The sequence below is a fragment of the Treponema socranskii subsp. socranskii VPI DR56BR1116 = ATCC 35536 genome (genome assembly GCF_000468115.1).
Classification (GTDB): Bacteria; Spirochaetota; Spirochaetia; order Treponematales; family Treponemataceae; genus Treponema_D; species Treponema_D socranskii.
Genome location: NZ_AVQI01000013.1, coordinates 1 through 13,019, shown reverse-complemented (window position 1 = coordinate 13,019; position 13,019 = coordinate 1). Strand labels below are relative to the sequence as shown.

Sequence of the window (13,019 nt, the reverse complement as noted above, 5' to 3'; positions counted from 1 at the left end):
GATCACGGCAGAAATGGGAGGTGGGTATGGCTATAGTTGCGATTTCCCGGCAGATTGCGGCGCTCGGCGATGAAATCGCTGCGATCGCGGCGGAAAAACTCGGGTACGTGTTTATCCGCAGGGACGAACTTGAAAAACGCATCGTACAGCACGGTTTTCCCGCCGAAAAACTCGGCAAGTATGATGAAAAAAAACCGGGATTTTTTGCGGCGCTTGTCAAAGACCGCGACGAATACCTGCACTATCTGCAGACGGCGGTTCTCGAAGCGGCGAGCGAAAACAACTGCGTGCTCATCGGGCGCGGTTCGTATATCATATTGGAAGACGTTCCGAACGTCGTTTCGTTCCGTCTCGTTGCAAAAGATTCCGTCAGGCTGGAGCGGCTCGAAAACGAATTCGCGTGTACGAAAAAACAGGCACAGCAAAAGCTCGATGAAAGCGATAAAAACAGAAGCGGTTTTCATAAAAGTTTTTTCGACGTCGATATAGCCGATTCGACGTATTTTCATTTTGTGCTGAATACGGGACTTATCGGCGCAGATGAAGGCGGAGCGTTTATCGCCGATTTTGTTAAATCTCATATTTCGTCCGAACGTGACGCGCTCGGAGCGGAAAAAATAAAAACCTTACTTGCCGCACAGCGTCTCGTCAATACGCTCGTATTTACACATAAGGTCAATATCGAATTTTTGCACGCCGTTATCGACGGCAAAACGATTGTGCTGCAGGGCGTTGCGGATTCTTCGGCCGTCGTTGAACAAGCCGTTGCGCTTTCAAAAAAAGAAATGCCCGGATACGACGTAAAATCTTGTGTGAGTATCGTTCAGGATTTTAAAGCGCATCCGAAATGATTCGGGCGGTGTCTTGACACTATGCGCCTTTAAAAACATACTGGCAATATGAAACTCGCAAACGCATTTACGTCGGTACGCGTTGTCTTTGCGCCGGTATTTTTTCTTATCTATTTTATACCGATTTGGACGGGGCGATTTGCCGGTCTTTCGGCAGCCCTTATGATTCCTCTTCTGGCGTGTATGGAATTTACCGATTTTCTAGACGGATTTTTTGCGCGTAAAAACCGTGAAGTGAGCGACTTCGGAAAGATGTTCGATCCCTTTGCGGACGTCATCGTACATTTGACGACGTTTACGTGTTTTATGTATTCGTTCGGCACGTCCGTTAAAAACTATCTTCCGGTATGGATTTTCGTATTGATTTTGTACCGCGAGTTTTCGCAGAATTTTCTCCGCATGGTCGCGGCGAAGCAAGGTACGGCGATCGCCGCGCGAAAGGGCGGAAAACTCAAAACCGTATTTTACGTCGCATCGGGGTTCGTCTGTCTCGTTCCCGAATGTGCGCTGCGCTTTTATGCGGCGAAAGGGGGATCTGTCGGCGGTATCGTTTTATCCGTCGTGCGGCATACGGGAGCTTGGAAAAACGCCGCGCTCGGTATGTTTGTCGCGAGCCTTGCGCTGTGCTATATTTCGTTTGTCGATTACCTCGTGCACTTTAAGTCGGTTTTAAAAGATATGTGAGGGACCGGCGAAAGCGTTTTTACGGGGCAACGGATGTCGGATTCGCGTTTCCGCGGAGTAAAAAAATGCGGATATTGATAAGTTCTGACATACATGCAAACATATTGGCATGCGAAGCGTTGGCAAAAATATATGCGCGCGAAAAATGCGATTTGCACATAACGCTGGGAGATGCCGTTGATTTGGGGCCGTGGCCGAAAGAAACGCTGGAATTTATTAAGAGAGAAAAAACGGTTTATCTGAAAGGCAATCACGAAGAATATAACTGTTCGATAGGGCTCGGACCCGAATTGAAAAAGAGCATAGGAAAATCGGAAGCCGAACACTATCGATGGACAAAAGAGCAAATAGGCATCGATAACGTACGTTATATTGAAAAGCTCCCCTACAAATATCATATCGAAATCGGAAAATATAATCTGTATTTTCAGCATTTCTTTTTGGAAAACGGAATAATTTCCGAATACAATGTATTCGAGTACGGTATTGACGGACTTGATCTCGATCGCGTATTCGGAATCGAACCGAAGGAAAATAATGTGATTTTTTTCGGACACTTACATAAAGCATTCCTAACGGAGAAAATAAATACATATATAAGCGTAGGATCTGCGGGCTGCGACGGAAAATACTCAAAAGGAAAATCGGCCGATATTATAGAAATCGATAAAAACGCATATACGATAAAGCCGATCGAATTGGAATGGAATACAAAAACGGTTATTAATGAAATTGAAAGCAGGAATATGCCCGATAAAGATGCAATCGAAGAATATTTTTTTAATGGAGGAAACGCTGCGACGTAACGCTTTTATGACGGAAGCATAGCGGCAGCGACCGGTAAATCGCTTGATTTTTTTGCCGACAAAGGCTATAACGTGATTATGAAAACTGCAGGCGATGTAAACGCTTTTGTGCAAAAGGGGTTTGCATCGTTTTTTTATTTTTAAAGTGCGGGATAAACGCCGGAGGACTGTATGCCGAATGTGCAGGAATTGTTCGGAAGCATGGTTTTTAATCAAAGGGTGATGCAGGAGCTTTTGCCGAAAGACACATTTAAAGCGCTCAAAAAAACGCTCGACGACGGCACGCCGCTCGAACTTGAAATTGCGAATCAAGTGGCGTACGCGATGAAGGAGTGGGCTATTTCGAAAGGCGCGACGCACTATACGCATTGGTTTCAGCCGCTCACCGGCATTACGGCGGAAAAGCACGAAAGTTTTATCGCTCCCGACAAAAACGGCGGCGTCATTATGGAGTTCGGCGGCAAAGAGCTTGTCAAAGGCGAAAGCGATGCGTCGTCGTTTCCGTCGGGCGGAAGCCGCGCCACTTTTGAAGCGCGCGGATACACGGTGTGGGATCCGACGGCGTATGCGTTCGTAAAAGATCATTCGCTGTGCATTCCGACGGCATTCTGTTCGTACACGGGAGAAGCCCTCGACAAAAAAACGCCGCTCCTTCGTTCCATCGAAGCGCTCAGCAAACAGGCCCTTCGTGTGCTTCGACTCTTCGGCGAAAAAGACGTCGAACACGTGATTTCCTGTGTCGGCGCCGAACAGGAATATTTTTTGGTCGATGAAAAACTCTATGAAAAGCGCAGAGATCTCCAGATGACGGGGCGGACGCTTTTCGGTGCAAAGCCCGCAAAGGGACAGGAGATGGACGACCAGTATTTTACCGCGATCACGCCGCGCGTTAGTGAATATATGGAAGACCTCAACGAAGAGTTGTGGAAGCTCGGCATCTTTGCAAAGACGGAACACAATGAAACGGCTCCCGCCCAGCACGAAATGGCGCCGATTTTTTCGACGACGAATTTGGCGGCCGATCAAAATCAGCTGACGATGGAAATTATGAAAAAGGTTGCGCGTCGTCACGGGCTTGTGTGTCTGCTGCACGAAAAACCTTTTGCCGGCATCAACGGCAGCGGCAAGCACAACAACTGGTCGATCGAAACCGATGCTGGCGAAGGTCTTTTGAAGCCGGGCGACACGCCGAGGGAAAACGCGCGCTTTTTGCTTTTTCTCACTGCGGTGATCCGCGCCGTCGACGACAATCAGGATTTGCTGCGCATTTCGGTTGCGAGCGCGGGAAACGATCACCGGCTCGGAGCGAACGAAGCGCCGCCTGCAATCATGTCGATATTCGTCGGTGACGAGCTCGAAGCCGTATTAAAATCGATTAAAGACGGAACACCGTACAGCGCGAAATCGAAACAAAAGATAAAAATCGGTGCCGATGTTTTGCCGCCTATCCCGAAAGATACGACCGACCGCAACCGCACGTCTCCTTTTGCGTTTACCGTAAATAAATTCGAATTCCGCTCGGTCGGTTCTTCTCTGTCGATTTCGGGGCCGATGACAACGCTCAACGCAATCGTCGCAGACGTTTTGAAAGAATATGCCGACAGACTCGAAGGCGCGAAAGACTTCAATCAAGCGCTGCAGGAACTTATTAAAAAAGAAATTACGGATCACTGGAAAATCATCTTCAACGGTAACGGCTACGGAGACGATTGGGTTTCGGAAGCGAAAAAGCGCGGACTCTTGAACTTGCGCAATCTTCCGGAAGCGGTCGCCGAATACCTCAAGCCGAAAAACGTCAAGCTGTATACCGAAACGGGCATCTACACCGAAGCGGAGATGAAAAGCCACTATGAAGTAAAGCTTGAAAAATACTGTCAAGTGCTCAATATCGAAGTCGGCACGATGCTCGAAATGGTTAATAAAAACATCATGCCCTCTGTGCTCGGCTATATGGATTCGATTGCGGAGACTGTCGTGTCGGTAAAAGATGCCCTTCCGCACGCAAAATGCGGCGCGGGGATTTCGCTGCTCGAAAAACTCGACGCACTTGCCGATTCTCTTTCGGCAGAGACGGCGTCGCTTTCCGAAAAGCATGCGGCGGCGATCGCAAACGGCGATTATATGCTCCGCGCAAAAGCGTACGCCGACAGTGTGATTCCCGCGATGGAAAAAGTGCGTGCGGTGACCGATGCCATAGAGCCGCTGCTTGCCGAAGCGTACAAGCCGTTTCCGTCGTATGAAGATTTGCTGTTCAGCGTGTGAGAGGGCTGTCTTAAAAGTCGGTTATTTTTTCGACAGCCCCGTGCGGCAGTGCGGCCGGCGTAAAATCACGCATTGTATCGTCTGAAAAGCCGACAGCAATTAATGCCGCACGGCATTTTCCCAAATTTTTATCCCGCCGTATAAAAAGGCCGCTTCGCCGAGGTTGGCCCATTTTATTGAAAAATAGGGTTTCAAGTCGGGAAACAGCGCATTGCATTTTATTTGTTCTTCGAGATAGTGTTTGGGGTAGCCTTGCATGGCAACGATGCCGCCCCCGATGATGATATGCTCGGGCATAAAAAGCATTGCAGCGGTGCTGACGGCCAAAGCTTGGATATGTATCATTGTTTTCAGCGCCCGGCCGACTTTATCTGTTGAATTCCACAATTGAAATATTTTTTTTATAGGTATGTTGTTGTTTTGTGCGAGTTCAAAAAAAAGATGTCCGTTGCTGTATGCTTCGATGCAGCCGTATTTTCCGCAGACGCAGCGTCTGCCGTAATGCGGTGTTTTTCGATATATGCGTTTATTAAATGTATCAATGCGTCGATCGGAGCCGTCGGTACTAAGGACGACGAAGGGAAGATTTCGGTTTTATTATCCGCCGTTTTTGTTATACAATCGACATGATTGATTCGAATGTTTGTTCCGCCGATATCGATCACAATAAGCGAGCGGTCAACAGGTTTTTCCATCGATATATTCCAAAAATTTACGTATTTTTTCTTCTTGCGCTTCATCGGAATAAAGCGTAAGGTGTGGAATTAAAAGAGGCTCTGCTTCTTCCTTCAAACGTCGGTATAATGTGTAATCTCTGTTTTTAGCTAAATGCGTGTTTGCCTGGAGCGCCAGCCGTTTTTTTTTCGTTTCGTCGTCGCATATGAATTGCACAAATTTATATGCGATACCCATGTGCTCTGCTGCATGGCAGACTTGGGCTACTTGATTGCGTTTTGAAAACGTTCTCCCGTCGATTACAATGTGCATTTCGGGATTACGTTTTATGATCATGCCCGCCGATTGTAAAATAACATCGATACAAAAATCGTCTTGCGTACTGCTGTATTCCGTTAGAATTCCTGGAAATAAAACGGAACGTATGATATCTTTATCGAGTACGACAAACTGTTTATATCGGTCGGTGAGTATATGAGCGAAATAACTTTTTCCCGAACCCGGCAATCCTGCGAACGCAATAATCATATTGTTCCTTTACAGAGAATACAACCACGACACCGTTTTGGCAATATCCTCGCTTTTAAAGATCAAAGAACCGGGAGTAATCATATCGGCTCCGGTAGCACGAATTATTAGAATCGACTCCACTTTTTCAGTTCCCAATTCGACATGCGTCGTGATGATATCGGAACCGACTTCGATAAAGTCGTCAAGGTGATCCATAGGATTGTCCATCATCAAGGTTTAATAAATCTCCGGACCATAACGATACGTCAAGCAATAAGCGCTTTTTTTTCAATGTGCGTAAATATTCGATTGTCATAGTCAAATCTTTCGATTATCCGACAGATGCGCTTTCAGGCCGTCTGTCGGATAAAAATTATAAAATGTTGTTTCTTATTTTTTCAAAAAATCGGGCGAGTAAAATTGAAAGAAATATTCCCTATCGAAACTATACAGCAGCTTGTCACTACATCGTCCGCCGATAAAACGCACATAGCGGCGATAGAGGCGGCCGGGCTTCCGGTAACTTTGGTCGCCGAAACGCCGAGCGAAGCGTAATACGCATTCTTGTCGATATGCGGATCGCGGTGCGTTTTACGGCTTTTTCGATTCCGCCGCTCCCGGCTGTCCGATATCTTTCCGGTAAAACGCACCTTCGAAGCGCACCGCGCCGATCGCGTCGTATGCTTTCCTTCGCGCATCGTCGAAGTCTGCGCCGTGTGCGCTGCATGCAAGTACGCGTCCTCCGTCGGTTACGAGTTTTCCGTTCGCCGTGCGTTTCGCCCCTGCGATGAACAATTGCGCGCCGGCCGCTTGTATGCGCTTTTCATCGATCGTAATTTCTTTACCCCTTTCGTATGCGCCGGGGTACCCGCCCGAAACGACAACCGGAGCGACGACGCATCCCGTTTTCCATTTGAATGCAAAATTGTCAAGCGAACAGTTGACGATCGAACAGCACATCGCGGCAAAGTCGAAATCGACCAGCGGGAGTACCGCCTGCGTTTCGGGATCTCCGAGCCGCACATTGTATTCGAGGAGTTTCGGTCCGTCTTTTGTGAGCATGGCACCGAAAAAGATAAACCCGCGGTAATCGAATCCTTCGGCGACGAGCCCCTTGAGCGTCGGCAAAAGGATGTCGCGTCGAAAACGTTCCATCGTTTCGTCGGTTACGTCGGCGAGCGGGCATACGGCACCCATGCCGCCGGTATTCGGCCCCTTCGCTCCGTCGAGCAGGCGTTTGTGATCGCGCGCCGGCAAAAAGGGCACGATGTTCGCTCTTTGTTTTTTTGCAGCTTCAGGTGTTACCGAAACTGCCGCGAGCACTGAAATCTCAACGCCTTCGAGGTATTCTTCTATGACGATTTTTTTTCCGGCCTCTCCGACGCTGCCCGAATCCATGATATCGCCGATCGCTGAAAGGGCTTCTTCGACGGTGGCCGCGACGACAACGCCTTTTCCCGCTGCAAGCCCGTCCGCTTTGATGACGACCGGCGCGCCGTGCTGCCGGACGTATACTTTCGCTTGTTCGCTGTCGTCAAACGTTTCGCTTTTTGCGCACGCGACGCCGTAAGTGCGCATAAAGCGTTTTGCAAAATCTTTGCTCGCTTCGAGCTCGGCCGCCGCTTTTTTCGGCCCGATACACGGAATATCGGCTTTCCAAAAATCGTCGGCAAGACCTTCCGCGAGCGGATTTTCCGGTCCGACGACCGCCATAATGCATTCTTCACGTTGTGCAATCTGTATGTACGTGGGCACGCCGTTATCTTCAATATAATCGCATGCCGCTTTATCGATGTTTTTACACTTGGGTTCCACAGCCGTACCGCCGTTTCCGGGAATGACGACGATTTTTTGTACAAGCGGGCTTTGCGCAAGGCACCGTGCGATCGCGTGCTCACGGCCGCCCGAGCCGACGAGGATAATATTCATTCTCAAATAATAGAATAAAAAAACGCGAGTTACAATACGTACGGCATAAAAACCGTGTAAAGTTAGCATCGGCTATTGACAGTTTCAGCCGGTTAGCGTATATTAACTAAGTAGGTATACGCTTATCTCGGGGTGTGCCACTGAGCAGGTGAATTATGATGCCTTTATCGATGTGTGCAATCGGTGACGAATGCACGGTAAAAAAAGTCGGCGGTACGGCGGAAGTGAAGCAGCGACTCAACGAAATCGGCTTCAATGTCGGTACTGCGGTTACCGTCATTTCTACGACGGACGGAAATATTATCGTGCAGGTAAAAGAATCTCGAATTGCATTAAACCGTGCGATGGCTAACCGTATCATGGTGTGAGCGCGGATCTTTTTACGGTGTGATTTATTAAGGCCGTTAAGCGGTCAAGGAGATCATAATGAAAACATTGCGGGATGTTACCGTCGGTGAAACGGTAACGGTCAAAAGGTTGGATGGGGAAGGTGCATTGAAACGCCGCCTCATGGATATGGGTTTTACCAACGGATGCAGCGTGTATATCCGTAAAGTCGCGCCGCTCGGCGATCCGGTTGAAGTGACGATCAGGGGATACGAGTTGAGCGTCCGCAAAGACGATGCGGATTGTATCGAAGTGGAATGAGCGCTTTCAAGCGGTTATGTACGAATCGCACATGTCTTGTATTGAAAACGACGGAAAACTTTTGTAGCTTGTGGAGGAACTATGGCAACAATTAAGATTGCGCTTGCAGGAAACCCGAACTGCGGTAAAACGACTATGTTCAATTCGCTGACGGGGGCGAACCAGTATGTCGGCAACTGGCCGGGAGTAACGGTAGAAAAAAAAGAAGGCCGCATGAAAGGCGAAAGCGATATTATCGTTACGGACTTACCCGGTATCTATTCGCTTTCTCCGTATACGCCGGAAGAAGTCGTAAGCCGCGATTACCTTGCGGGAAACGATCCTGCGGCGGTTTTAAACCTTGTCGATTCGACGAACATCGAACGAAACTTATACTTAACGACGCAAATTCTCGAGCTCGGTAAGCCCGTCGTCATTGCGCTGAATATGATCGACGTGCTGAAAAAATCGGGCGATAAAATCGATACGGAAAAACTCAGTGAAGCGCTCGGCTGTAAGATAATCGAAACGTCCGCCTTAAAAGGCACGGGCGTCAAAGAAGCCGCCCGCGCTGCAGCGGAAGCGGCGCGCAACTCGAAAACGGTTATGCCCAAACAGTGTTTTTCCGCAAACGTCGAACAGGCGATTTCAAAAATGGAAGCGCTTGTTCCGGCAGATATTTCTGCAGAACTCAAACGCTGGTATGCGATCAAGCTGATCGAGCGCGATAGCGTTGTGCTGGAACGTCTGCATCTTTCGGCGGAAGATGCCGCAAAGGCGGAAGAGATCACGAAAGCGCTTGAATCCGATTACAACGACGATTCCGAATCGCTCATCACGAACGAACGCTACGAATACATCACAAAGATGCTGAAAAGCTGCGTAAAAAAATCCGGCAGTAAACTGACGACATCGGACAAAGTCGATAAAATCGTAACGAACCGATGGCTCGGTATTCCGATTTTCCTTGCCGTCATGTGGGTTATCTATTACATTTCGGTGACGACGGTCGGTACGTGGATGACGGACTGGACGAACGATTCGTTTGTCGCAGGTATTCAAGACATCGTTTCCGGCTGGATGGAAAATGCAGGCGCAAACGAAGTGCTCACCGACTGCGTCGTCAACGGTTTGATCGGCGGTGTCGGTACGATCCTCGGCTTTGTGCCGCAGATGGCTGTTTTGTTTTTGTTGCTTTCAATCATCGAAGATATCGGCTATATGGTGCGCATCGCCTTCGTTATGGACCGCGTGTTCAGACACTTCGGACTTTCGGGAAAAAGCTTTATTCCGCTGCTTATCTCTTCGGGCTGCGGTGTTCCCGGTATTATGGCGTCGAAGACGATCGAAAACGAAAACGATCGCCGCTTGACGATTATAACGACGACGTGGGTGCCCTGCGGTGCAAAGCTTCCCGTTATCGCGCTCATGGGTGCGGTTATGGTGCAGCACGTATCGGGTATGAGTTCCGCGTGGCTTGCACCGGCTATGTATGCGACGGGCGTTGCGTGCGTACTTATTGCGGCTATTATGCTGAAAAAGACAAAGCCCTTCCACGGAGAGGCGGCCCCCTTTGTTATGGAACTGCCGCAATATCATATTCCGCAGGCAAAGACGGTGCTGCTCCATACGTGGGAACGTTTGAAAGGCTTTATGATTAAAGCGGGAACCGTGCTTTTCCTCATGTGCTTGGTCATGTGGTTCCTGTCGAGCTACGGTTTCGGCGAAGACGGTTTCGGCCTTGTCGATCCTGCAGAGTCCATGCTTGCGGCGGTCGGCAACGTGCTCCGCTGGATATTCGTGCCGCTCGGCTTCGGAGGCGAGGTCGGCGGCTGGCAGGCGGCTGCTTCCGCGATTTCCGGTTTTGTTGCAAAAGAGGGCATCGTCAGTACGATGGGCGTTCTCGCGAACGTCGCTGAAGAAAGCGTTGAAGAAGCGGATGCGGTTGCAAGCGCAGTCGCAACATGGTTCCCGACGCTTCCCGCAGCTATTTCGTACTTGGTGTTCAACCTGCTCGACTCTCCGTGTATTGCGGCCATTTCGACGATGGCGCAAAACCTGCAGAGCCGGAAATGGTTTTGGTTCGCGGTTTTGTTCCAAAACATATTCGCGTACGTCATCGCGCTGTGCGTATACCAGTACGGTATGCTGTTTACCGCCGGTGCGTTCGGAATCGGAACGGTGTTCGCGATCCTCTTTACGATTGCGATCCTCGTTATGCTGTTCCGCCCGGATCCGTATAAAAAGCAGGAACGCATGATGCGCGGCCGTGCGGTCGCCGCATAAGAGTGCGATGTTTAAAATTAAGTCTGCGATACACCGGCTTAATTCTAAACTTGACGGGCTGTCGAAAAAGTAATCGACTTTTGAGACAGCCTCGTTACGGCGGACGATTTTGCCGGCCGTTCGCCGGTAAGCGTACGCGGGTTTTTGTCGGCGGTTTACGGAGGTTGGTATGATTGCAAATATTATTGCAGTGCTGTGTATCGGCGTATGGGGATTTTTTGCGGTGCGTGCCGTCGTAAAAACCCATCACGAAGCGAAGGTTACCGGCAATCCGGGCTGTCTCGGATGTACCGGTTGGTGTTCGTCAAAAGGCGGCTGTCACGAATTTTCGAATGTGGAAAAATTTTTGACGGAGCACGCAAAGAAATAGGCCTATGAGCTTTGAAGAAGCCGTCATACAGTGCGGGGCGCCCGCGCTGTGCGGCATTAAACCGTCGTGCCTTTTTTCGATACGGAGAGAAGTGTACGACGCGTGCAAAAGTAAAATGCGGGAATGGCACAGCGCTTTTGCCGGAGAGGGAAAGTATATCGTTGCACTTCCGCGCCGAAATGCGCAGGTATTGTTTTTCGTATACGACAAAAACCTGCTCGAACGGCAGTGCGGCGATTGCTGCATACGGCAGTATCTGAAAGAAAAAGCGTATCCCGTCGAATCGGGGTTTTATGCGATGCTTTCCGAGCTGCTCCATCGTCTTGCGGGAGAAAAAGAGTTTCCCCACGAGGTCGGCGTTTTCCTCGGTTATCCGCTTGAGGATGTCGTGCAGTTTGAAAAAAGGGCGGGCGGGAACTACCGATATGCGGGTTTTTGGAAAGTGTACGGAGACGTGTATGCCGCTCGAAAGCGGATGGAACAATACAGAACGTGCAGCGCGAGCTGCCGCGAATTATTAAAAAGAGGATTATCCGTACCGCTTGCGGCAAAAAAATACGCTCGGGCGGTGCGTTAATACATAACAATTATCGAATGGAGGCATGCAATGACAAAAGCAATCGTATATGCGAGTACGACCGGAAATACGGAAGCGATGGCTCAAGCGATTGAAAAAGGCGCGAAGAGTTCGGGAGCGACCGTCATAATGAAAAAAGCGGATGAAGCGTCCGCGGCGGATATCTTAAAAGCCGATGTGCTCATTCTCGGCAGCCCCGCGATGGGTGCGGAAGTCCTCGAAGACAGCATGGAATCCTTTTTTGCGTCGATCGAAGGCAGCTTGAGCGGAAAAAAAGTCGCGCTTTTCGGTTCCTACGACTGGGGCGACGGACAGTGGCTGCGCGATTGGGCCGACCGTGTTAAAAATGCGGGCGCGACGATGGTAAACGGCGAAGGCCTCATGGCTCACCTCGAGCCGGATGCGGACGCAATCAAAGCGTGCGAAGAGCTCGGCGCAAGTGCATAACGAAAGGGTACCGCTAAAAACTCAAGTTTTTAGAAGCTCCCAAAAATACACTTCCGCTTGTCTGCATGCTTTGCAGCAGGCGGAATGGAAACGGACGGAATCGGAGAGAGTTTTTTAATATCGGTTCTTCTGCGTGCAAAGGGGTTGTCAATTCTTTTGCACGGGACATAGCTACATAGTAAAAGTTTCCAGCTTTTCACAGGGTCTGCTGCGTACGCCACAAGCGCACAGGCCCTGGTTTTTTGAAAACCCATCATAAAAATTAATAAGGCGGTTTGCTATGGCGGTAAACGTAATCATCATTTTAATAATCGCAGTCGGAATCGTGTTCGGTGTACGTTCGGTTGTGCGAAGCGCCGCAGGCAAAAGCTGCTGCTCCGGCGGCGACTCCATCGTTAAGATAGGGCCGTCCGATAACGACCGTTCGCATTATCCGTACCGCGCGGAAGCAACGGTAGAAGGTATGACGTGCAAAAACTGCGCCGAGCGCGTCACGAATGCGCTCAACAGCCTCGACGGCGTATGGGCAGCCGTAAATTTCAAAAAAAATTCGGTATCGATTTTATTGAAACAAAACGGCGGCGAAGCGGCGCTGACTGAAGCGGTTTCAAAAGCCGGCTACACGATGAAAGACGTGCGCATTTCGACCGTGTGATCGAAGCGCAAAAGCTGCGGTATTTTTATCTCGATTATATGTCGACGCCGATCGTTCTCGGCATACGGATGGAGCGCGAACTTCCCCTTGTCAATCATTATTATCTGTCGTATACTAAAGCCATGAGAGAGCGCATACCGCATCTTTTCTCCGCTTCCGCGCCGTGCACACGAGTGCCCGCTTGTAAAAAATTCGCTGCAGGGTGTTTCGCAACAGGGTACTTGACACGCTTGCGCGGGTGCGGCAAAATTCTCTGCTTCTCTGCTTCTCTGCTTCTCTGCTTCTCTGCTTCTCTGCTTCTCTGCTTCTCTGCTTCTCTGCTTCTCTGCTTCTCTGCTAA

At 49.6% G+C, this 13,019-nt stretch carries 18 protein-coding genes; 12 read left to right on the top strand and 6 right to left on the bottom strand.

What is annotated here, in order from left to right; genetic code table 11:
* Positions 1-26: 26 nt before the first annotated feature.
* The 4 genes from HMPREF0860_RS02025 to HMPREF0860_RS02010 all read left to right on the top strand — a co-directional run bounded on the left by HMPREF0860_RS02025 (position 27) and on the right by HMPREF0860_RS02010 (position 4,603).
* Positions 27-851, top strand: a complete 825-nt coding sequence (locus tag HMPREF0860_RS02025) for a cytidylate kinase-like family protein (protein ID WP_021495446.1) — start codon at positions 27-29, stop codon at positions 849-851.
* Positions 852-899: 48 nt separating this feature from the next.
* The gene (locus tag HMPREF0860_RS02020) at positions 900-1,535 is read left to right on the top strand and encodes a CDP-alcohol phosphatidyltransferase family protein (protein ID WP_021331131.1); all 636 of its coding nucleotides are present in this window, start codon (positions 900-902) and stop codon (positions 1,533-1,535) included.
* A 65-nt stretch (positions 1,536-1,600) separates the two neighbouring features.
* Positions 1,601-2,341, top strand: coding sequence for a metallophosphoesterase family protein (locus HMPREF0860_RS02015; RefSeq protein ID WP_021331117.1), 741 nt, complete (start codon positions 1,601-1,603; stop codon positions 2,339-2,341).
* Between the two features lie 171 nt (positions 2,342-2,512).
* The gene (locus HMPREF0860_RS02010; RefSeq protein ID WP_021331125.1) at positions 2,513-4,603 is read left to right on the top strand and encodes a glutamine synthetase III family protein; all 2,091 of its coding nucleotides are present in this window, start codon (positions 2,513-2,515) and stop codon (positions 4,601-4,603) included.
* 99 nt (positions 4,604-4,702) lie between these two features.
* Here HMPREF0860_RS02010 and HMPREF0860_RS13495 read toward each other — a convergent pair whose 3' ends face one another.
* Genes HMPREF0860_RS13495 through HMPREF0860_RS01990 form a run of 4 tightly spaced genes read right to left on the bottom strand, consistent with a single transcriptional unit; the run spans position 4,703 to position 6,019 of the window.
* On the bottom strand, positions 4,703-5,068 hold the full coding sequence (locus HMPREF0860_RS13495; protein WP_231364428.1) for an ROK family protein: 366 nt from the start codon (positions 5,066-5,068) through the stop codon (positions 4,703-4,705).
* Positions 5,005-5,298 (bottom strand): hypothetical protein, encoded by a 294-nt coding sequence (locus tag HMPREF0860_RS14070; RefSeq protein WP_021331137.1) that lies wholly within the window; start codon positions 5,296-5,298, stop codon positions 5,005-5,007. The genes HMPREF0860_RS13495 and HMPREF0860_RS14070 overlap by 64 nt, the downstream gene beginning before the upstream one ends.
* Positions 5,282-5,806 carry a P-loop nucleotide/nucleoside kinase family protein gene (locus HMPREF0860_RS13140; protein WP_021331134.1) on the bottom strand — a complete coding sequence of 175 codons (525 nt, stop codon included), beginning with the start codon at positions 5,804-5,806 and terminating at the stop codon, positions 5,282-5,284. The genes HMPREF0860_RS14070 and HMPREF0860_RS13140 overlap by 17 nt, the downstream gene beginning before the upstream one ends.
* Before the next feature lie 9 nt (positions 5,807-5,815).
* Positions 5,816-6,019, bottom strand: coding sequence for a hypothetical protein (locus tag HMPREF0860_RS01990; protein WP_156002168.1), 204 nt, complete (start codon positions 6,017-6,019; stop codon positions 5,816-5,818).
* A 189-nt stretch (positions 6,020-6,208) separates the two neighbouring features.
* Between HMPREF0860_RS01990 and HMPREF0860_RS14185 the strand changes: the two genes are divergently transcribed.
* Positions 6,209-6,343, top strand: coding sequence for a hypothetical protein (locus tag HMPREF0860_RS14185; RefSeq protein WP_269208073.1), 135 nt, complete (start codon positions 6,209-6,211; stop codon positions 6,341-6,343).
* A gap of 36 nt (positions 6,344-6,379) precedes the next feature.
* On the opposite strand, the gene purD is transcribed toward HMPREF0860_RS14185, so the two are convergent.
* On the bottom strand, positions 6,380-7,717 hold the full coding sequence (gene purD, locus HMPREF0860_RS01980) for a phosphoribosylamine--glycine ligase (RefSeq protein WP_021331127.1): 1,338 nt from the start codon (positions 7,715-7,717) through the stop codon (positions 6,380-6,382).
* 155 nt (positions 7,718-7,872) lie between these two features.
* On the opposite strand from purD, the gene HMPREF0860_RS01975 reads away from it, so the two are divergent.
* The 7 genes from HMPREF0860_RS01975 to HMPREF0860_RS01945 all read left to right on the top strand — a co-directional run bounded on the left by HMPREF0860_RS01975 (position 7,873) and on the right by HMPREF0860_RS01945 (position 12,679).
* On the top strand, positions 7,873-8,085 hold the full coding sequence (locus HMPREF0860_RS01975) for a FeoA family protein (RefSeq protein ID WP_021331111.1): 213 nt from the start codon (positions 7,873-7,875) through the stop codon (positions 8,083-8,085).
* 58 nt (positions 8,086-8,143) lie between these two features.
* Positions 8,144-8,365, top strand: a complete 222-nt coding sequence (locus tag HMPREF0860_RS01970) for a FeoA family protein (RefSeq protein WP_021331113.1) — start codon at positions 8,144-8,146, stop codon at positions 8,363-8,365.
* An 81-nt stretch (positions 8,366-8,446) separates the two neighbouring features.
* Positions 8,447-10,630, top strand: coding sequence for a ferrous iron transport protein B (gene feoB, locus HMPREF0860_RS01965; RefSeq protein ID WP_021331104.1), 2,184 nt, complete (start codon positions 8,447-8,449; stop codon positions 10,628-10,630).
* A gap of 169 nt (positions 10,631-10,799) precedes the next feature.
* Complete coding sequence (locus HMPREF0860_RS01960) at positions 10,800-11,000, top strand: hypothetical protein (protein WP_021331095.1); 201 nt, start codon at positions 10,800-10,802, stop codon at positions 10,998-11,000.
* Between the two features lie 4 nt (positions 11,001-11,004).
* Positions 11,005-11,577 carry a DUF3793 family protein gene (locus tag HMPREF0860_RS01955; protein ID WP_021331098.1) on the top strand — a complete coding sequence of 191 codons (573 nt, stop codon included), beginning with the start codon at positions 11,005-11,007 and terminating at the stop codon, positions 11,575-11,577.
* A 30-nt stretch (positions 11,578-11,607) separates the two neighbouring features.
* Positions 11,608-12,024: a flavodoxin gene (locus HMPREF0860_RS01950; protein ID WP_021331133.1), complete on the top strand. Its 417-nt coding sequence runs from the start codon at positions 11,608-11,610 to the stop codon at positions 12,022-12,024.
* A 280-nt stretch (positions 12,025-12,304) separates the two neighbouring features.
* Positions 12,305-12,679, top strand: coding sequence for a heavy-metal-associated domain-containing protein (locus tag HMPREF0860_RS01945; RefSeq protein WP_021331100.1), 375 nt, complete (start codon positions 12,305-12,307; stop codon positions 12,677-12,679).
* Positions 12,680-12,779: 100 nt separating this feature from the next.
* Here the strand turns inward: HMPREF0860_RS01945 and HMPREF0860_RS14020 are convergent.
* Positions 12,780-13,019 (bottom strand): hypothetical protein (locus HMPREF0860_RS14020; protein WP_038082122.1); only part of this gene is annotated, 240 nt, incomplete at its 5' end.